Annotated in this window: 32 protein-coding genes; 26 read left to right on the top strand and 6 right to left on the bottom strand. The window is 65.6% G+C overall.

The window, feature by feature from the left end:
- Window positions 1–102: 102 nt before the first annotated feature.
- The 3 genes from J4H91_RS11225 to J4H91_RS11215 all read right to left on the bottom strand — a co-directional run bounded on the left by J4H91_RS11225 (window position 103) and on the right by J4H91_RS11215 (window position 2,233).
- A complete protein-coding gene (locus tag J4H91_RS11225; RefSeq protein ID WP_208046352.1) occupies window positions 103–1,086 on the bottom strand; it encodes a tyrosine-type recombinase/integrase in 984 nt (327 codons plus the stop codon).
- A 143-nt stretch (window positions 1,087–1,229) separates the two neighbouring features.
- The gene (locus J4H91_RS11220) at window positions 1,230–1,712 is read right to left on the bottom strand and encodes a hypothetical protein (protein WP_208046351.1); all 483 of its coding nucleotides are present in this window, start codon (window positions 1,710–1,712) and stop codon (window positions 1,230–1,232) included.
- A gap of 8 nt (window positions 1,713–1,720) precedes the next feature.
- Window positions 1,721–2,233 (bottom strand): hypothetical protein, encoded by a 513-nt coding sequence (locus J4H91_RS11215; protein WP_208046350.1) that lies wholly within the window; start codon window positions 2,231–2,233, stop codon window positions 1,721–1,723.
- Window positions 2,234–2,384: 151 nt separating this feature from the next.
- Between J4H91_RS11215 and J4H91_RS11210 the strand changes: the two genes are divergently transcribed.
- Window positions 2,385–2,654, top strand: a complete 270-nt coding sequence (locus J4H91_RS11210; RefSeq protein ID WP_208046349.1) for a helix-turn-helix domain-containing protein — start codon at window positions 2,385–2,387, stop codon at window positions 2,652–2,654.
- A gap of 36 nt (window positions 2,655–2,690) precedes the next feature.
- On the opposite strand, the gene J4H91_RS11205 is transcribed toward J4H91_RS11210, so the two are convergent.
- Window positions 2,691–3,206 carry a hypothetical protein gene (locus J4H91_RS11205; RefSeq protein WP_208046348.1) on the bottom strand — a complete coding sequence of 172 codons (516 nt, stop codon included), beginning with the start codon at window positions 3,204–3,206 and terminating at the stop codon, window positions 2,691–2,693.
- 74 nt (window positions 3,207–3,280) lie between these two features.
- Between J4H91_RS11205 and J4H91_RS11200 the strand changes: the two genes are divergently transcribed.
- The 20 genes from J4H91_RS11200 (at window position 3,281) to J4H91_RS11105 (ending at window position 13,776) form a co-directional block, all read left to right on the top strand.
- Window positions 3,281–4,051 carry a phage antirepressor gene (locus J4H91_RS11200; RefSeq protein WP_208046347.1) on the top strand — a complete coding sequence of 257 codons (771 nt, stop codon included), beginning with the start codon at window positions 3,281–3,283 and terminating at the stop codon, window positions 4,049–4,051.
- The gene (locus J4H91_RS11195; protein WP_208046346.1) at window positions 4,048–4,290 is read left to right on the top strand and encodes a hypothetical protein; all 243 of its coding nucleotides are present in this window, start codon (window positions 4,048–4,050) and stop codon (window positions 4,288–4,290) included. Before J4H91_RS11200 ends, J4H91_RS11195 begins: the two co-directional genes overlap by 4 nt.
- A 91-nt stretch (window positions 4,291–4,381) precedes the next feature.
- Window positions 4,382–4,738, top strand: coding sequence for a hypothetical protein (locus tag J4H91_RS11190; RefSeq protein ID WP_208046345.1), 357 nt, complete (start codon window positions 4,382–4,384; stop codon window positions 4,736–4,738).
- 208 nt (window positions 4,739–4,946) lie between these two features.
- The gene (locus tag J4H91_RS11185) at window positions 4,947–5,354 is read left to right on the top strand and encodes a RusA family crossover junction endodeoxyribonuclease (protein WP_208046344.1); all 408 of its coding nucleotides are present in this window, start codon (window positions 4,947–4,949) and stop codon (window positions 5,352–5,354) included.
- Window positions 5,355–5,357: 3 nt separating this feature from the next.
- A complete protein-coding gene (locus J4H91_RS11180) occupies window positions 5,358–5,684 on the top strand; it encodes a hypothetical protein (protein ID WP_208046343.1) in 327 nt (108 codons plus the stop codon).
- Window positions 5,681–6,709 carry a YqaJ viral recombinase family protein gene (locus J4H91_RS11175; RefSeq protein WP_208046342.1) on the top strand — a complete coding sequence of 343 codons (1,029 nt, stop codon included), beginning with the start codon at window positions 5,681–5,683 and terminating at the stop codon, window positions 6,707–6,709. Before J4H91_RS11180 ends, J4H91_RS11175 begins: the two co-directional genes overlap by 4 nt.
- Window positions 6,706–7,572: a phage recombination protein Bet gene (gene bet, locus J4H91_RS11170; RefSeq protein ID WP_208046341.1), complete on the top strand. Its 867-nt coding sequence runs from the start codon at window positions 6,706–6,708 to the stop codon at window positions 7,570–7,572. The genes J4H91_RS11175 and bet overlap by 4 nt, the downstream gene beginning before the upstream one ends.
- A complete protein-coding gene (locus J4H91_RS11165; RefSeq protein ID WP_208046340.1) occupies window positions 7,569–8,015 on the top strand; it encodes a hypothetical protein in 447 nt (148 codons plus the stop codon). Before bet ends, J4H91_RS11165 begins: the two co-directional genes overlap by 4 nt.
- On the top strand, window positions 8,012–8,338 hold the full coding sequence (locus J4H91_RS11160) for a hypothetical protein (RefSeq protein ID WP_208046339.1): 327 nt from the start codon (window positions 8,012–8,014) through the stop codon (window positions 8,336–8,338). The genes J4H91_RS11165 and J4H91_RS11160 overlap by 4 nt, the downstream gene beginning before the upstream one ends.
- A complete protein-coding gene (locus J4H91_RS11155) occupies window positions 8,335–8,520 on the top strand; it encodes a hypothetical protein (protein ID WP_208046338.1) in 186 nt (61 codons plus the stop codon). The genes J4H91_RS11160 and J4H91_RS11155 overlap by 4 nt, the downstream gene beginning before the upstream one ends.
- Window positions 8,517–8,960, top strand: a complete 444-nt coding sequence (locus J4H91_RS11150; protein ID WP_208046337.1) for a hypothetical protein — start codon at window positions 8,517–8,519, stop codon at window positions 8,958–8,960. Before J4H91_RS11155 ends, J4H91_RS11150 begins: the two co-directional genes overlap by 4 nt.
- A gap of 5 nt (window positions 8,961–8,965) precedes the next feature.
- Complete coding sequence (locus tag J4H91_RS11145; RefSeq protein ID WP_208046336.1) at window positions 8,966–9,709, top strand: helix-turn-helix domain-containing protein; 744 nt, start codon at window positions 8,966–8,968, stop codon at window positions 9,707–9,709.
- Entirely contained in the window at window positions 9,693–10,046 is a 354-nt protein-coding gene (locus tag J4H91_RS11140) for a hypothetical protein (RefSeq protein ID WP_208046335.1), read from the top strand. Before J4H91_RS11145 ends, J4H91_RS11140 begins: the two co-directional genes overlap by 17 nt.
- On the top strand, window positions 10,046–11,362 hold the full coding sequence (locus tag J4H91_RS11135; RefSeq protein ID WP_208046334.1) for a replicative DNA helicase: 1,317 nt from the start codon (window positions 10,046–10,048) through the stop codon (window positions 11,360–11,362). The genes J4H91_RS11140 and J4H91_RS11135 overlap by 1 nt, the downstream gene beginning before the upstream one ends.
- A 3-nt stretch (window positions 11,363–11,365) precedes the next feature.
- Window positions 11,366–11,890, top strand: a complete 525-nt coding sequence (ssb, locus tag J4H91_RS11130; protein ID WP_208046333.1) for a single-stranded DNA-binding protein — start codon at window positions 11,366–11,368, stop codon at window positions 11,888–11,890.
- A 10-nt stretch (window positions 11,891–11,900) separates the two neighbouring features.
- Window positions 11,901–12,146, top strand: a complete 246-nt coding sequence (locus J4H91_RS11125) for a hypothetical protein (protein WP_208046332.1) — start codon at window positions 11,901–11,903, stop codon at window positions 12,144–12,146.
- A 175-nt stretch (window positions 12,147–12,321) separates the two neighbouring features.
- On the top strand, window positions 12,322–12,495 hold the full coding sequence (locus J4H91_RS11120) for a hypothetical protein (RefSeq protein WP_208046331.1): 174 nt from the start codon (window positions 12,322–12,324) through the stop codon (window positions 12,493–12,495).
- 105 nt (window positions 12,496–12,600) lie between these two features.
- On the top strand, window positions 12,601–12,891 hold the full coding sequence (locus tag J4H91_RS11115; RefSeq protein WP_208046330.1) for a hypothetical protein: 291 nt from the start codon (window positions 12,601–12,603) through the stop codon (window positions 12,889–12,891).
- A complete protein-coding gene (locus J4H91_RS11110; RefSeq protein WP_208046329.1) occupies window positions 12,888–13,292 on the top strand; it encodes a hypothetical protein in 405 nt (134 codons plus the stop codon). The genes J4H91_RS11115 and J4H91_RS11110 overlap by 4 nt, the downstream gene beginning before the upstream one ends.
- Window positions 13,282–13,776: a hypothetical protein gene (locus J4H91_RS11105; protein ID WP_208046328.1), complete on the top strand. Its 495-nt coding sequence runs from the start codon at window positions 13,282–13,284 to the stop codon at window positions 13,774–13,776. Before J4H91_RS11110 ends, J4H91_RS11105 begins: the two co-directional genes overlap by 11 nt.
- 3 nt (window positions 13,777–13,779) lie before the next feature.
- Here J4H91_RS11105 and J4H91_RS11100 read toward each other — a convergent pair whose 3' ends face one another.
- Entirely contained in the window at window positions 13,780–14,064 is a 285-nt protein-coding gene (locus tag J4H91_RS11100) for a hypothetical protein (protein WP_208046327.1), read from the bottom strand.
- Window positions 14,065–14,091: 27 nt separating this feature from the next.
- Between J4H91_RS11100 and J4H91_RS11095 the strand changes: the two genes are divergently transcribed.
- Entirely contained in the window at window positions 14,092–14,880 is a 789-nt protein-coding gene (locus tag J4H91_RS11095) for a hypothetical protein (protein ID WP_208046326.1), read from the top strand.
- A 5-nt stretch (window positions 14,881–14,885) separates the two neighbouring features.
- On the opposite strand, the gene J4H91_RS11090 is transcribed toward J4H91_RS11095, so the two are convergent.
- Window positions 14,886–15,284: a hypothetical protein gene (locus J4H91_RS11090; RefSeq protein WP_208046325.1), complete on the bottom strand. Its 399-nt coding sequence runs from the start codon at window positions 15,282–15,284 to the stop codon at window positions 14,886–14,888.
- Window positions 15,285–15,324: 40 nt separating this feature from the next.
- Here J4H91_RS11090 and J4H91_RS11085 point away from each other — a divergent pair, with 40 nt between their 5' ends.
- The 4 genes from J4H91_RS11085 to J4H91_RS11070 all read left to right on the top strand — a co-directional run bounded on the left by J4H91_RS11085 (window position 15,325) and on the right by J4H91_RS11070 (window position 17,460).
- Window positions 15,325–15,942 (top strand): hypothetical protein, encoded by a 618-nt coding sequence (locus J4H91_RS11085; RefSeq protein WP_208046324.1) that lies wholly within the window; start codon window positions 15,325–15,327, stop codon window positions 15,940–15,942.
- Complete coding sequence (locus J4H91_RS11080) at window positions 15,939–16,175, top strand: hypothetical protein (RefSeq protein ID WP_208046323.1); 237 nt, start codon at window positions 15,939–15,941, stop codon at window positions 16,173–16,175. Before J4H91_RS11085 ends, J4H91_RS11080 begins: the two co-directional genes overlap by 4 nt.
- A 201-nt stretch (window positions 16,176–16,376) precedes the next feature.
- Window positions 16,377–17,084: an FxLYD domain-containing protein gene (locus J4H91_RS11075; RefSeq protein ID WP_208046322.1), complete on the top strand. Its 708-nt coding sequence runs from the start codon at window positions 16,377–16,379 to the stop codon at window positions 17,082–17,084.
- 76 nt (window positions 17,085–17,160) lie between these two features.
- Complete coding sequence (locus J4H91_RS11070; RefSeq protein ID WP_208046321.1) at window positions 17,161–17,460, top strand: HNH endonuclease; 300 nt, start codon at window positions 17,161–17,163, stop codon at window positions 17,458–17,460.
- Window positions 17,461–17,583 lie beyond the last annotated feature (123 nt).

Raw genomic sequence — 17,583 nt, 5'->3', positions numbered from 1 at the left:
AGCGGTCATCGTGTTGATGCCTTTCGAGTGGGTTGTAGGAGATTCCTCGAAGGATCACACGGTGACCGCGTCCACGTTCTACGACGTGCTGGCCACCGTGCGCTACACCACTTTACGGGGCACTACTGTGTGGCGAAGGTCATGCGGCGTGATGACCGGGAAAGTACTGTCGATCGCTCGGCATCGCTTCACGGCGCCGGAGAACCAGTTACGGCCCGCCGCCGGCGCCGACTGATGCGTCACTCCATCGCCGATGACGAGCGCGTCGGGCCCGCGTCCTTCGATTTGTTCGAGCAGGTCAGCGAGGAGGAAGGCTGGGACAGGCACAGTCCGGGCGCGGTGCGTCTTTGGTGTGCCAGGGATGATCTTCCCTGCCACGGTTACGGCGTTGCGAGAGACGCGCAGGCGCTTCCGCATCTGGTCGATGTCGGAGACGTGCAGTGCGGTCGCTTCTCCCCATCGAAGACCGGTGTAAGCGAGCAGGTTGACAAGCAGGGCGTGCTCTTTGGCTTCGCGGGCGAGGTGGGCGACCTGCGCGTGAGTGAGGTATGCGTGGCGTCGGCCTACCTTACGTGGCAGCTTCACTCCTCGGGCGGGGTTCGACGCGATGAGGCGGTCGCGTGCGGCCGCATCGAGCACCGCGGAGAGCACGCTATGAGCGCGGTGCACTGTCGTAGCGCTCTTCGGCTTGCGCACCCACTCCCCCTCCTTGACATCGGGGATACCCGCGGTGAGTTCCGACACCCACGCCTGGATCTCGGAGTAGGTGATCGATGCGACCTGGCGTTCCCCCCACTGAGGTTCGACGTGTGTGCGCCATGACCCTGCGAACGCGGCAGCGGAGGATGGTTTGAGGTGCGTCTGCCCGGCGAGCCACGTCTCGCCGAGTGCTCTGACCGTGGTGCGCCCGGCCTGCGGGTCGATGTAGTCCCCTGTGGCCTTCGAGATCGTCGTTGATGCGAGGAAGAGCTCCGCCTCACGCTTCGTCTTGAAGCCGCGCTTGTCCGTCTGGGCGCCGTCGGGCTTCCTGTAGCGCACCCGGTACCTTTTCCCGGCCGCGGTGTCGTAGGGCTTGATCGTGGCCATCAGCGGGCCCGCTTTCGGGCAGGCTCGACTATCGTTGTTCGCATCGGTTCACCTTTCTGGTGGATCGTGTTCTGGCCCCCGGGCCGCGGGTTTCTGTGTGGCTACGGATCCGCGGTTCGGGGGCTTTTCTGTTTCTGGGTGGTCTAGGCGATCAGTCCGCAGGTCGTTCGGCGCCGGGTTTGCAGGCTGTGTGCGGAGTAGTTGTCGGCGTCGTTCCCGTCGTCTTCGTACTCGCCGAAGATGTTGCGGGGCGCTGCGAGCGCTTGAGTTTGCAGGTGGTGCTGCTGGTAGAGCTCGACCATGCGCCGGGTCGTGTTCAGCTTGTGGGCGATGGCCAGAGGGTGCGGGTCCTCGAGCTCGGCGCGCATGTACGGTTCGAGCTGGATGAGGACCTTGGCGGCGTAGATCCATGCTCGTTCTTCGGCTTCGGGCGAGCTGCATCGGTCGCCATTCTTCCGGTGTCCGAGTTCGTGCGCTGCTGACTCGGCGATCTGGATTGGGTCGAGGCGATCGCTGACGAGGATGAGGTCCTGGTCGTCGAGGTACATCGCTCGCATGGGTGGAGGGAGGGCGGCAAACGCGAGGCGTGCGCCCTGTCGGTCAGCCTCCGCGATCACTCTCTGCATGGTGCCTCCTACGGCAGTTCCTGGGATTGCTCTTGTTCTTCTTCGATTCCGTCTCGCTCGTCAGCGGCGAGGGCTACCCCGCTTCGTCGGAGAGCTTCGACGTCGACAGCTCCGATGTGGGGAATCTCATCCTCGGGCTTACCGCCGACATTCTCATCAACTGGACCCTGGCCACTGAGAGGTTCTGTAAGCGCCGCGGAGGCGTTCTGGCTTCGAACTCTGTCAAGAATCTCTTGAGCAAGCCGCTCGTCGGATGCGCCTGCGAGTGCACTGTCGCTCGCTGCCTCGTGCGCTTCGGCCTCGGTCAGAAAACCGAATCGCACGAGTGTCATCACAGGAGGCAGTCCGTAGGCGCGAGCGACGTCGATCACCGTTTCGGCCTTGATTCCGGATTTCACCTGACGAGTGAGCGTACTTGGGTCGAAGCCCGCGCGCAGAGCGACCGCACGAATGCTTCGCTCGCCGGTGGCTGCAAGGAGGAGGTCCGAAGCGTCTCTATTCACACCCCAATCTTGATGCATCTTTGCATCATTTGCAAGCGGAACTGCCGCATGATTTCGCGGAACTGCATTACATGGATGTAGTTATGTGGCACTTTCTCCACACTTTTGCCGAAAAATGTGGCAGACTCTCCTCATCGCAAGGCAAAAACGCATCACGAAAGGAGTTGAAATGTCGGCAACGATTCGGATCAAGGAGGGGCTACTGAAGCGACTCCGCGAATCACGACACATCCCGACCGAGGAAGTGCAGGCGCGGATGATCGGAGTTGATCGCGTAACGCTGCGTCGCATCGACAAGGGGGCGACCCCCTCCGCTGCGTTCATGGCTGGCGTGGCCGAGGCCTTCGGGCTCGGGCTCGGGGAAGCCTTCGACGTGGTGGAGGTGCCCAGTCTCCGCGCGCCCCAGCCGGCTGAGCAGCGTGAGGCGGTGGGAGCGTGAACTGGCTCGATACTTCAGCGCTCATACTCGCTCTGATCAGCTTGATTGTTTCAGCTCATTCGCTACGGCGCGCTTCACGTCGCGCATCACCACGTTGTGGAAGTGAAGAGGCTCGGCGTATCCCTCGGGCGCTGAGAGACGACGTAGTCGGGCCCATGCGCGAGGCCACTTCCGCATCGCGTAAAGCCATTCGATCTCGATCGTGTCGGGAATGAGGTCGGCGATGTCGCTTTGCAACGGCAGGTCGAGATGGATGAAATCGCCGTCGGTCACTTCGTACCCTTCTGTCAGATACGAGATGGGGAGAGTGCGAACGCCCATTAGTAGTGGACCGGTCTTCACCCAGGCGCGTCGAATCTGCTGCGGACCCTTGCATATGAATCGGATGGCCACCCGTTTGGCCTCGTGTTCGACCTCAACCTCGGCGTGCCAAGTGCTTTCGATGTCGAACCCATGCTTCTGGGCGGCGCGTCGATCAGAAGCAATCGAAACGACGAGAGCGACCGCGGAGAACGCGATTGCCGCCAGAGAGATCCAGTTGCTGAAGGTCATCTCAGGTTATCCCCGCTCGACGAAAGATGCCCGCTGCGGTAACAGCGGGCAAGACACCAGAAATGAGTAAACCAATGTCCAATCAGATCGTACCGTTCGCCTTCGATGGGCGCGACGTGCGCGTCGTCCTGATCGACAACGAGCCGTGGTTCGTGCTCGCCGACCTCTGCCGTGTGCTCGAGATCAGGAACGTCGGCAATGCCGCGGCTCGTCTCGATCACGAGATGAAGGGTATCCATCAGGCGGATACCCCTGGAGGCCGCCAGTCGATGACCATCGTCTCGGAGGCGGGGATGTACGAGGTCGTGATCCGCTCCGACAAGCCCGAAGCCGCCGCGTTCCGCCGGTGGATCACCTCAGAGGTACTCCCCCAGATCCGCAAGACGGGCTCGTACGGCACGCAGGTGGCGCTCTCGGAAGACGAGATCGTGCACCAGGCGCTCGCGATCACCGCACGCCGAGTCGAGCAGCTCGAGGCGAAGATCACGGCCGACGCCCCGAAGGTGCACTTCGCCGAAGCCGTCGCCGCGTCGCCGTCGACGATCCTCGTCGGGGACCTCGCGAAGATCCTCCGCGCGAACGGCGCCCCGTTCGGTGCTAACCGCCTGTTCGAGAAGCTCCGCACGGACGGGTACTTGATCCGGCGTCGCGGGTCGGACTGGAACATGCCGACGCAGAAGTCGATGGAGCTCGGCCTGTTCGAGATCAAGGAGTCCACCCGGCAGCATCCCGACGGGCATGTGCTGCTCACGAAGACCCCGAAGGTCACCGGGAAGGGGCAGCAGTACTTCATCGAGAAGTACGCACCGCTGGATCAGCTCGATCTGGGTGGGACCGCAGCATGAGTGCCGTCGTTTCGGCTCTGCCCGCGGGCAAATCGAAGTCCAGGCGCGAGCCCGTCTGGCTCTCTCCCGAGATGGTCTGTGAGCGAGTCCCGGGCCTTACCGTCGAGATCCTCTCGGATAGGCGGAAGAAGGGCCTGCGCCCCGACTGGCGGAAGCCTTCGCAGAAAACCGTGATCTACGAGCAGTCGGAGATCGACGACTGGGTCGAATCGACTCGTCACGTCGGCCGAGCTTCCTAAGACCGCTCTTCTCCCAGCACTCGAACCAATCTTGCGCCCTCGCTGGGGAGGGCTTCCATCAGTGCACCCAGTTTCCCGGAAGGAACCCATCATGAACCCCACCCTTGAAGCCGCGCTCGTCGTCGGCCTCGTCACCGCGACGGCTGTCTACGCGGTCGCTGCGGGCCTGTCGCTCACGCTCACGGTCCGTCAAGAGGTGCGGCGCAGGAAGCGTGAGCGTGAGCTCGCGAAGATGCTCACCGAGGTCACGTCGGTGATCGAGGCTGACCTCGACCGCATGAAGACTCGCGGGCCCCGGCTGGCGGGTGCCATGGAGGTGGACCCGGAGTCCCCGCTCGGCCAGTCGATCCTCGACGCTCTCGGGTTGCGGGGGCCGTGCGGGTGCCCGAACTGCGAGGAAGAGCGCAGGATCGCGCACGCTGAGCAGCAGAAGCGGGGCGAGCAGTGAATGCGTCGCGTGACTGGACCGCTGACTGCGACATGGCGGTGCCTGTGCCTGCTCGCGGGCATCACAGCCTCCGCAGCGCTCACCGGGCTCCTGTGGTACCTCCCACTCCTCCTGCAAGCGGTCGGGATCCTCTGCCTCTGGATCGTCGCCCTGTGCGTCGTGGTGGCTGGGTGGCACGACTCCGGGCCCTCTGGCAGCAGGTGACGTCATGAGCGAGCTGCTGCTGAGCTTCACCGTCGCAGGCGTGCCGATCCCCCAGGGCTCGAAGACCGTGTTCAACGGGCGCGCGGTCGACGCGAACGCCAAGAAGCTGCGCCCCTGGCGTCGGCAGGTCACCGCCGCGGCGAAGGCCGCGATGGTCGCGGCCGGCATCGCCGAACCGTTCGAGGGCCCGCTCGTGCTCGTGCACGAGTTCGTCTTCGAGCGCCCCAAGAGCGTGAAGCGCTCGCACCCGTCCGTGAAGCCGGATGGGGACAAGCTTCTGCGCGCGCTGTGCGACGGCATCACCGATGCCGGTGTGTGGCGAGACGACGCGCAGATGGTCCGGTGGCCGGGCCGCAAGGTCTACGGCCCCAACCCGGGCGCTCGCGTGAGCGTCTACCGAGAGAAGGAATGAGAAATGACTCTGAGATTCGCAGCAAAGCGTCCCGCCGAGGAGCTCGACGGGATGCAGCAGCACGAGGACGAGTTCCTGCGCGGAGGCGACCCGCAGGACATCGTCGCGGTCGTCGTGATGACCCGCCACCGTCTCGTCGATGAGACCGGGAAGCCACGGTTCGCGTCGGTGATGATCAAGCACATCGAGCCCGTCGAGGGCGAGGATGCACAGGCCGCGCGAAAGATGCTCGCCGACGCGTACTCGAAGCGGACCGGGAACGAGCCGCTCCCGATCGAGGACGTCGAGCAGCCGACGCTCACGGCCGTCGAGGGTGGTGAGCCCGAGTGAGCGTTGCATTCACGGATCTCGACCCAGTGCCCGCGCTGCTCGATCTGGAAGCGCGCGCTGGCGCTTCGGACCAGGACAGGGAGGCGTGGCTCGCCGAGCGGCGCCAGGGCGTCACCGCGACCGAGCTCGCGAAGATCATGACCGCGCCGAACCGCGACCTCGCGATCGCCGACCTCGTACGCAAGAAACGCGAGGGCGATCCGTTCACGGGGAACGCCTTCACGGAGTGGGGCAACCTCCGGGAGCCGATCATCGCCGCCGACCTCGCCGGGTTCGGTGTCGCTCCGGAGACTCGCGTCTTCCATGCGGCGAGCAACAGCCGCTACCTCGCCTCCCCCGACGGGATCTCGGTGGACTTCGACGGGAACCTCGTGCTCGACGAGATCAAGACATGGGGTTCGCCGAAGCCGAAGGGATCCGCTGCGCTCGCCGCATCCGGCTACGAGTGGCAGATGATGTGGCTCTGCCACGTGACCGGCGCGATCGGCTGCTGGCTGAACGGCGAGGTGCGACTCGGCGAGCCGGGAAACTTCCGTCCGGGCCCGCGATCCCGCGAGTGGTTCCCGCGCGACGAGGAGATGATCGCGCAGCTGGTCGAGGTCGCCGATCTGGTCCTCGCCGCGATGGACGCCGACGAGGCGCCGGTGATCGACGAGGAACAGGACACGAACGCCGTGAACTACCTCCGTGGTCTCGCCGCGGAGAAGGAGGGCAAGGCGCTCAAGGAGGCCTCGTATCGGGCCGCGATCGAGCGGGGCATCTCGCAGGAGTCCCCGCTCGCCCGCGTCACGATCACGCCCGGAACGCCGGACGAGGAGATCGAGGAGGAGGTCGTCGACCTCGAGGCGGCAGAGGCGGCGCACCCGAAGGAGGCGCAGCAGCTCGCTCGGGCGAAGGCCCGCGTCGAGAAGCTGCAGGCCGCATGGGACGAGCTGGCGAACCAGCACACGAAGACGGTCACGACGGTGACGAAGGGCAAGCCGGCGCGGGCCACCATCACCGCCGGGAAAGGAACGAAGTCATGAGTACCGCACTCGCACTCCCCACCACCGGGGATCCGAACGCGTGGACGCCGCAGGAGGCCGCGCTCGTCGAAGCCGCCGGCCTCGTAACCGGCCCCGCAGCGAACAAGCAGCTCGCCCCGCGCGCGACGGTCGAGGCGTTCCTCGCGCACTGCCAGCGCACCGGTCTCGACCCGATCGCCCGACAGATCTACGCGATCCAGCGCGGCGGGAAGTGGGGCATCCAGATCAGCATCGACGGCGCCCGCCTCGTCGCCGAGCGCTCCGGCGAGTACGAGGGGCAGACCGCGGCGCAGTGGACCGCTGACGGTGTGACGTGGGTCGACGTGTGGCTCGACGATACGAAACCGCCAGCCGCCGCCCGGGTCGGGGTGTACCGTCGATCGTTCCGTGAGCCGCTGGTTGCGGTGGCGACGTTCAAGGCGTACTCGGCCGGTGGGCCGATGTGGCAGAAGATGCCCGCGCTGATGCTCGCGAAGTGCGCGGAGATGCTCGCGCTCCGGAAGGCGTTCCCGCAGGACCTCTCCGGCCTGTACAGCTCGGAAGAGATGGACCAGGCGAGCAGCACCAAGGCGGCGCAGCGCGCCCCGCAGCCCGCACCCCGGCAGGCACCGACTCCTGACGTGGAGGATCCGGTCGACGCCGAGGTCGTGGAGGAAGCACCGTTCGACGCGGCGGCATGGGTGGATCGCATCCAGCAGTGCCTCTCCACCGAGGACTCGGTCGTCGCGGTCAACATGCTGCGCACCCTCCACGGCGAGGCGAAGGAGGCCGGGCTGCTCAGGCAGGTGCTCGTGGAGGACATGACCCTCGATCACGTCCTGCGCCAGGCCAAGGCTGAGGTCGAAGCACGAGGTGAGGCGTGAACGCCGAACCGCACACCGCCGCGGAGGTCGAGGGGTGGGTGGCGAAGATGCGGAAGGAGATCGCGATCGAGCCGCCCGCCCCGGGCACCATCCGCACCCCTGACGAGATCATCCACCAGCTCGAGCTCGTCGACTCGGTCGCGAACAAGGCGCTGTGGATCGTGAAGGAGGCCGACCGGGTGCGTGGGGACGCCGCCGAGGTGCTGCTGCGGGCGCGGTCGAAGGCTCAGGCCACCGTGGAGGGCAAGAACGCGGCCGAGCGGACCGCTGCGGTGGATCTCGCGACCGAGCAGGAGCGCGCCGAGGAAGCCGCGGCGCAGATCGCCTACCGCTACGCGAAGGGCCTCGCGGATCTGGTCGATTCGCGGAAGTCGTCGCTGCAGACGCAATCGAAATTGGTGCTCGCCACATACCAGTTGGCGAGCAACCCGAGGAGGGCATGAAGGACATGGATACGAACAAGAAGCCCGTCGCCGGGCGGGCGCCGTGGACGCGCGAAGACGCCCTGGTTTGGGCGCTCAGGGTCGCGGAGACGCAGGTGCCGGTGAGCGATGTACTCGCAGACGCGAGCGTGATCGGCGCCTATCTCGACGGGGACTTCGCACCCACGGAGCGGGCGATCGCCACGGTGCAGCGTTACCGCGATCGGATCGGTTCTGGCCCGGTGGAGGCAGCGTCGGTCGACGAGTACCTCTGTGACCTGATCCGTGACCTGCGCGAAACCATCATCGACGCCGAGATCGTCAACGAGGAGCCCGAGTCGTGATGCTGCAGGAGATCCACGTCGGCGACGTCGTCCGTGTCGATGACGAGACCCGACCCTACCGGGTCGAGGAGCGGGATCCGCGTACGGGGATGCTCGTGCTGGAGTCGCTGCACTCGATCAACCGGGTCGTGTGGTCCGGGGTGCATGAGTTCCGGGTGACGAAGTCGGTGGTGTTCTCATGACGCGGCCGACAGCGAAGGTCCGGTCGCAGATGTACGCGCGGGACAAGCACCGCTGCGCCGCCACCGGCAGGTCGGATGCACTGACGCATCAGCATCGGCGTGCGGTCGGGATGGGTGGGTCGAAGATCCGCCCCTCGATCACGGACTCGCTCACTCTCTCCGCGGAGATCAACGAGCGGTGCGAGCGGGATCTACAGGTCATGGCGCTCGCGTACGGGTGGAAGGTCCGCAAGTGGGTGAAAGACCCCTCGTCAGTGCCCGTCTACTACCGGTGGCAGCGCGGGTGGGCGGTCCTCTTGGAGACCGGGGACGCGATGCGTATCACCCCGGAGGAGGCCGCGGAGATGATGCGCGACATCTACGGGGACGACTGGGACCGGTGGATGTCAGAGATCAATCACGAGATGCCCGGCGGCATCACGAACACAGGAAGGAGTTGAGAGAGATGGCAGAAGGATTCGCCGCGATCCCCACGTGGATGTTCCGCGAGCACGAGCGAGTGTCGCTGTACGCCGTGATGGTGTTCGGTTCCCTCGCGACTCGAGCCGGTCTCCGAGGGAACTACCCATCGCAGGCGACTCTCGCAGAGGAGGCCCGCTGCTCGGAACGGAAGGTGCGTGATGCACTCGCCGAACTCGAAGCGCTCGGAGTCGTCGAGCGGGTGAAGCGCGGCTCCAAGGCAGGCGGTCGACTTCCGGATGGTTACCGGCTGATGGACCGCCCTCTGGATGCGCAGGAGTTCCCGGCACCCTGTGCCGGAAAGGGTGAGGGGTTTCCGGCACAGGGTGCCGAGGTTACCGGCACCAGCGTGCATTCGTTCCTTTCTATAGAGGTAGATAGTTCTGAGGTAGATAAGTGCGCAGATGCGCATGCGCATGATGCGCACTCCTTCGAGGACTGGTGGAAGGCGTACCCCCTCAAGAAGGACAAGGGCCGCGCTCGAACCGCCTACAAGGCCGCACTCAAGAAGACCAGCGCCGAGGTGCTCATCTCTGCGGCGGTCGCGTATCGGGCTGACCCGAACCGGGAGCAGGCGTACACGAAGTACCCGGCGTCATGGTTGAACGCGGAGGCTTGGGAGAACGGGCCTCTCCCCCCTCGAGGCGGCGGGCGCACAGCCGTGGAGATCATGGCGGACCGGGCCCGGCAGATGCAGAGCGGGGGTGGTCCTCGTGAGCTCTCCACATGACGGGCTGACGTTCGCGGAGCGGGCGGCGCGCGGCATCACGGCCGGCGACTACGACCGCGCCGCGCTTGAACTCGCTCCGACCCCGGAGGAGGCGCCGGATCGGAGGCAGCGGATCGCGTCGAAGCAGGACGCGTTCAACCTGCTCGCCTACATCGCGGCGTTCGACCACCGCGTCCGTGGCGAATTCGAGGCGCAGGCATGGATCGACGCGCTCGGCCCCCAACGGATCGCGATCGAGGACGCGAAGCGTGCAGTCGTCGCGTACTTCAACGGGCCGAACCGGCACCGGTGGATCACCCCCGGAGACATCATCGAGCAGATCGAGGAGGGCCTGTGATGGACATGCAGTACGACCCCATGACCGAGCAGTACCTCCTCGGCTCGATCTTCGCGGATCCCGCCCGGGTGTGGGAGGTGCGACAGATCGTCCGCACCTCGGACTTCGCAGTCCCCCGCAACGCCACGCTCTACGAGGCGGTGTGCGCCGTCGCAGACCTGTCTCGGCTGCCGTCACCGGTTTCGGTCAACGACTGGCTGGTGCAGGTCGGCCGCGCCCACGAGGTGCCCGTGGAGTATGCGCACGAAGTCGACGGCGTCGGCGCCTACGGATACCAGGCCATGCAGTACGCCGATATCGTCCGCCGTCACGGTGAGCGCAGGAAGCTCGCCGAGGCCGCGGACGCGATCCGCGAACTCGCTGCGTCAGGTGACGACGCGGGCGGAGACATCATCGAGAAGGCGTCCGGCATCCTGTCCGACCTCCGGGGTGGAACACTCCGGCAGTCGCGTCCGATCGGGCAGGTCGGTGCCGACGTGATCATGGAGATGCGGGAGCAGGTGCCGCACACGCCGACGCCGTGGCCGTCGCTGAACGCGATCATCGGCGGCATCAAGCCGGGCGCCATGTACACCGTCGCCGGCCGCTCGGGAGGCGGTAAGAGCATCTTCGGGCTGCAGCTCGCGCAGCACGTCGCGGAGACGGGCGGCAGGGTCGGGTATGTCTCGCTCGAGATGACCGAGAAGGACCTGTGGAAGCGGCTCGCGTCGATGATGCAAGGCATCCACCAGTCGGCGCTGCAGCATCACCAGCTCACCGAGCGCGGATGGCTCGCGGTGAAGGAGGCGGAATCCGCCATCGGAGGCCTCCCGCTCGAGGTGTACGACCGGGCGGGAGCTTCGTGGGAGGACGTCACGGGGTTCGCCCGCGCCCTGCATCGGAAGGGGGATCTGCGGCTGCTCGTCGTCGACTATCTCGGTCTCGTGAAGTCGCCGGCGGGGTCTCGGTCGAGGTCGCAGGACCTCGAGGGGTGGGCGAACGACGCGAAGGCGCTCGCGAAGGACCTCGACTGTGCGGTTGTGCTGCTCGAGCAGCTCAACCGCGACTCGACCGGGAGGAAGTCGCCCCGCCCCGTGGTGACCGATCTGCGTGGGACTGCGGCGCTCGAGCACGCCGCCGATGCGATCGTGCTCCTACACCGCCCGGAGAAGCGCATCAACGGGAAGAGCCACATGACGACGGACATCGAGTTCATCGTCCCGAAGAACCGGCAAGGCACGACCGGGGAACGCACGCTGCGCTTCGAGGGCGAGTATGCCCGCATCGTGCAGAAGACAGAAGAGAACACGCCTCTGATCGAGGCGGGAGAGGTATAGATCATGGCCGGAGAACCGATTGTGACTGTCGTCGGCAACCTCGTTGCCGACCCCGAGCCGCGCGTGTCGCAGGCGGGCAAGCCGTGGGTGACCTTCCGGATCGCCTCGACGCCGCGCGTGCGCGACCGTCAGACCGGCGACTGGTCCGACGGCGAGCCGCTGTGGCTCGGCTGCCGGGCCTACGGAGAGTACGCGGACAACATCGCCGCGTCGCTCACGAAGGGCATGCGCGTCATCGTCACGGGACGTCTGTCGCAGCGCTCGTACACGGACAAGAACGGGGAGCAGCGCACGTCCCTCGACCTCGAGGTGGAAGAGGTCGGGCCCTCGCTCCGCTTCGCCACCGCGGCCGTGTCCCGCGCCGGGTCCGGCCCCGCGGGTGGTGGGTACGCGAAGACCGGGAACGGCCAGCAGCCCTCCTACGGCAGCACCGAGGGCGGCGGCTACTCGGACACCAACCCGTGGGCGCAGGGCGCTCAGTCGGGCGCGCAGGGCGCGTCCGGCTTCGACAACGAACAGCCCTTCTGAGGAGAACACCATGGCTATCCAGGAGAACATCACCATCGAGCTCGCATCCGTCGAGGTCGATGACGAGTACCGCATCGAACTCCGCCAGGAGAAGAAGCGCATGAGGTACACCGTGTCGCAGGCGCGCGACCTCGCGACCGAGCTGATGTACGCCGCCGAGCGGGTGGACACGCTCATCGCTGAGGACATGGCCGAGCGTGGTCTGCGCCTGACGCATGGCGTGATCGTTACCGATGACGGGGAGGTCGTGCTGTGAACGTCTCGACGAAGCCCAGTGAGCGCACCTGCTTCCAGGGAATTGCGACCACCGCCGCCTATTGCGGCCGCCGGTCAGCACGCATCGTGCCGATCAGCGACGCCACCTGTGCGGACTGCCACGCCGCACACCGAGCCGACGAAGCCGTGGCCGAGGCGCGGGAAGCAGGCGCCCGATGAGCTCTGTCGTCCGAGTGCACGAGGAACTGTTCGTGAACGTGTGCGAGGTGTGTGGTCGGCGGGGCCCCGAGACGCATCACCAGGAACTCGCCGCGCAGAACGCCGCGATCCACGACACCGATTTCCCCCACCTGCAAGAGCCGCTGTTCGACCTCGGAACGCTCGCATGACCGCCCCGCCCCTGCATCCCCCGGTCGTCCCTGACGATCCCACCCGACCACTGACCGAGACCCAGTACGACGCCCTCGAGCGCTTCGATGTTTCCCGTACTGACCTTGAAGGAGAAGACCATGACGAATGAACGAACGGACCACGCCGCGGAAGACGACATCCCGTGGTCCGATCACGGCCGCCTCATGACGCTGCCGCCTGATCCGCATGAGCGGATTGCGGATGCTCTTGAAGCTCTGGTGGAGCAGCAGCGCATCCAGAACCTCATCGCGCTCCACCGCCACGAAGTCGAGTACGACCTCAACCAGGGCCGCTCGCTCCTCTTCGAGTCCGGGACCGAAGCGCTCCGCCCCGACATCGCTGCGGCTCTCGGTATCGAGGATGTTCAGTCGTGACCGCTATCGAGATTCTGGAGCGTGCGATCAGCAAGCTCGAAACACTACGAGACGAGGCGACTGGGGAGCCTGGGAAGTGGCGCTGGTATGACTACGGCAAGTCGGGTCGGACGCTCGCAGCGCCCAACCCGATTCCGGGTCCTGTCGATGGGTACTTCGGTCAGATGTACGGCCACGACCTGAACGTGCTCAAGACGACGGATGATTGGCCGCCTACGCTCGCCGACGCGGAACTGATCGTCGCCCTGTCTCGCACGGTCGAGCCGATGCTCGACACCCTGCGGTTCGCGCAGAGCCTTTTCTACGTGCCGATGTACGGCGAGCAGGCCGCGGAGATTGTGCAGCATTCGCTCGCCATCGCTCGCGCCATTCTCGGAGAGGAGAACGACCATGACCGGTGAGAAGACCCGAGTCCTGATCGCGGAAGCCGAGAAGCACGTCGAGATCGTGCGCTGCGGGAATCCCCGTCACACGAACTTCGCGGCTGGGTGCCCCGAATGCGGGACCTTTTGTGAGTGGTGTGGTGACGAGTGGCCGTGCTTGCCGCGTCGTCTCGCTGATGCTCTCTCGGCGCTCACGGTACCGGACGGAGACGCGCGGGAACGGCTGGCAGACCTGCTTGAGGAACTCGACGGGACCGATTTCATGGACGTGGCCGACGCGATTCTGGCCGCGTTCCCAGTGCTCGGTGCTGCTGCACCCGAGTGGGAGTGGGAGTACGCGGTGCGCTGGATACAGACACCGGGTCAACCGATCACCGACATCGGAGCTGATGAGGCGGACGTGCGAGCACTCGTCGAGATGCAGGAGGGATGGTGCGAAGGGGTTCGCCGTCAAGCTGCCCCGTGGGAGCCGCTGCCGGTAGGAGGCGAGACCGATGGGTGACGCTCAGAGGGTCCAGAGTGACAGCGCGGAAATGATGCCCGCGATGGAGAGCCCGATCCCGACCCGTGCAGTGATCCTGGCAGGCTTCTCGACGGCCCGGCGAAGAGCTACCCCCGCGAGAGACGCGAGGGTGATCCCGCCGATCGGTCCGAGCACTCCGACCACGATGATTGCGCCCCACTGCTGTGGGTCAGTGCGCGGCATGAGCGTGATGACGAGCCCGAATGCCGCGAGCACGCACACGACGGATCCCAGGACGAGGCCGCGTTTATCCCGTGTCTCTTCCATGGGCACAGACTACCGAAAGGCAAGACCATGACGACCACACCTGAACAGGTCGCCGCCGACGCGCTGAACGCGCTGTGGAGCGGAGATACGCACGACGGCACATCGTGGCGCGCAGACTCGCACGAAGCGCGCACCATCGCGGAGATGTTCCGTGCTGCTGGTCTGCTCGGGGGCGACCCCACCGAGGAGCAGATCGAAGCCGTGGCCCGTGAACTCGCTTGCCTCGATGAGGGTGACTCCTGGCCAACGAACGCGCAGCTCGGCGGATCACTCACAGGTGACCGGGATGTGGAGTACCGCGAAGGGATGCGAGAGCAGGCGCGTGATCTGCTTCTCGTAGCCGCGCGTGCTGCTGGTGTCGCCCCGCAGGACGAGCTACCGGTCGCGTCGGCTCTTCCGGTAGGCGACGACAGCGGTCACGCCGGCGGTGATGATCGCGGCAGCCGTGAAGATGGTCCAGAAGAGGAGGGGTGCAGTCACCAGGTAACGGTAGCAGTTACTCCGTCCCCCGACCGCGAGAAGCTGATCGCCGAGGCGCGGGACCGCGCTGACCACATGACCCTGCTCGCGAGTCTCACGGAGAACAGCCCAGGCGCGGTCGTGGCGCGCGAAGAGGCGGATCGCATGACTCGGTTTGCCGACGCTCTTGTCGCTGCGCCCGTGGTGGATGAGGCGAAACTCGACCCCGAGAAGGTCGCCGAGGTGATCAACAGAGCGCTCGACCGGTGGGAAGGCAACGAGTCGAGCGAGGTGTTCGTTGCTCAAGCGATCTGTGAAGCCGAAGTGGAAGGCCGACTGCGAGGTGGTGGGCGATGAGTGCTTCATCGAGGCAATGTGAGGACGTAGGCGATCAGAGTGCCTGCGGCGCCACCGAGAAGTACGATTCGGTCGCCCCGTTCGAGTGCGATCTCAACGGGTGCGAACCACGGCAGATATCGAATGAGCGCTCTTCGGTTTATCGTCCAGATCACGGAGAACACGAGCACCGTCGGCCCCCAGAGCCCCGGGAATGGAAACGCGATCGAGCCGATGATCGAGACCGCCGCAACCAATATGGAGAAGGCGAGCAGAGGGACACCTGCTCGGTGACCAAAGCTACTCCTAAATGGCGGGACAACTTTGAAAGCTCGCGCATTCACAAAGAGGGTCAATCGCCTCAGAAGTACCGTCGCCACGCAGAGGGCGAGAAGCACCAAGATCGCGAGCTCTCCGTTGGTCATTCAACGGACTATATCCCAGTACTCGAAAGGGGTGCGCCCCATGCAGACTGAGCGCACATGGAGCGAGAGCTTCCAGTGGCATGTCCGCCAGGCACCGTTCCAACTCCTCCACATGCGGGAGCTCGCCGAGAACACCGTCGGGGCACAGGACATGGAGGCGGTGCGCGTCACAGGAGGATCCGAGAAGACCCGGCTCCCTTATCGGGTGGATCCCGCCGACGACGCCGACGAACTCTACGCCATCCTGATCATCTTCGGCCGGGAGGTCGCGGAGAAGATCGGCGGCGCCTCACCCCGAGCCCTCCGCGAGCGCATGTGGCGCGGCCGAGACGAACCCCAAGGCCTGCCCGTCTGCACACCCTCGGAGGCGTTCACGCTCGCCGGGGAGGTCGTGCGCTGGCTGGAGGCGTGCACTCACCAGATCGCCCACGACCCGACCCTCCACGACGCCCCGGACCACCTCATCGACCTCATCCGCGACATGCGACGCAGATACCCGCGCGCTGAACCCCAGTTCCGGGCGTACCGGCCTCGCCCGTGCCCCACATGCGGCGAGCGCACCATCTACCCCACCTACGAGATCTCAGCACAGGAGCCCACCATGCGGTGCGATTCCTGCCGAGACTCCTGGCCATGGAAGGACTACCCCGAACTATGAGCGACGAGTGGCTGACCTACCGCGACGCCGCCGCACGGGTCGGCCGCTCGAAGCGAGCCCTCCAGCGCTGGCACCGCAAGGGCATGCCGATGCGCACCGACAACCGCGGACGAAAGATCGTCCACGAGGTCACCTTGTACGCCTGGTACCGGAAGAACCTCAAGGCGTGGCCCCCGCACCAGTGGAAGATGCGCAGAATCACTGGCGACACGCCGACAGACACGAAGTATTGACCGATACTAAAGTCACCCCTCAGAGTTAGTGATGAGCAAGTGGGCCGGCAGCGAAAGCACCGGCCCTTTCTCATTCCTTCCGCCCCGCGGTGTGCGTCGGGCAAGGGCGCCCAAAGCCCACGCACACCGTCGGATAACCAAATCATCACGGAAGCACGTCTGTGGCCCACATAGACAACGACCGTCTGCCATGATCTCCTCATGAGCACACCAACCGGCGAACAGCCGACCAACGTCCAGCCCACCTACGCACCACCTCAACCGCAGTACGCTCCCCCGCAGCCGCCGTCCGCTCCGAAGGGGCTCGCGATCACCGCCCTCGTGGTCGGAATCGTCGCATTCTTGCTTGGGCTGGTGCCGGTTCTGGGCATCATCCTCGGCTTGACCGGCGTGGTGTTCGGAATCATCGCACTCGTGAAGAGGCAGTCGAAGGCATTCGCGCTGACGGGCCTGATCCTCGCCGCTTTGGCGCTGGTTGCCTCCTGCTTCACGACGGCTGGTCTCGGCGCAGCGGTCGATTCCGTGGCGAAGGAAGCGGCCTCCTCTCAGGCCAGCGAACCGAGCGAAGCCGGAGCATCTGAACCGGCGGCAGAGCCTACGCCAGCGGAAGAGCCTCAGCCGGAGCCCAAGGAGCGCCTCACTCTCGACGAGGGATGGACTGTCGCGCCTGACGAGTACGGGTTCTCGACTGTCGTAAGCGGCTATGTGTCCAACAACAGCGACAAGGCGATCACGAATTACGTCCAGATCACGTTCGATTCGTACGATGCTGCTGGCGCAAACCTCGGCACATGCCTTGCGAACACGAACACGATCGACGCCAACGGCAAGTGGAAGTTCGAAGCTCACTGCCTCGACACCAACGGAGAAATCGCAGAGGTCCGGTTCAAGGAGATCACCGGGTTCTAACGACCTGCCAGCATCCTCATCATCTGAGCCCCGAAGCCTTCACGGCCTCGGGGCTCAGTCGTTCCCGGAGGTGACCGTGGGCACGCAGCAGATACGCAACGGCCCCGGCCACCGCGCCTACCGCCGCAAGCAAGCCGCACTCAAGCGCCGCACCGCACGAGAGAACCTGCCCTGCGGATGGGGCAGCGACTACGGCTGCGGTGACCCCATCGACACCACGCTCCCATACACGGACCCGATGAGTTTCACCGCCGACCACCCGACCGCGCTCGCTAACGGCGGGCACCTCGTGAAGCAAGACCTACACCCGTTCCATCGGAAGTGCAATCGAGACAAGGGCGAAGCCGCGGCCGTCGAGATATGGGAGGCATCATGAAGCGCAAGCGACTCCACTTCTGGATCCTCGACCGAACCCGAAACCATCCTGTGCTCCACTCCGCGTACCTCAGAACGCGAGCAAGGTTGCGCCGACACAGGCGCGAACAGAAGCTGCAGTCCG

Origin of the sequence: Leucobacter ruminantium (assembly GCF_017565705.1) — a bacterium.
GTDB classification, from domain to species: domain Bacteria; phylum Actinomycetota; class Actinomycetes; order Actinomycetales; family Microbacteriaceae; genus Leucobacter; species Leucobacter ruminantium.
The sequence above is the reverse complement of the archived record's forward strand: the minus strand, read 5'-3'. Positions and strand labels throughout refer to the sequence as shown.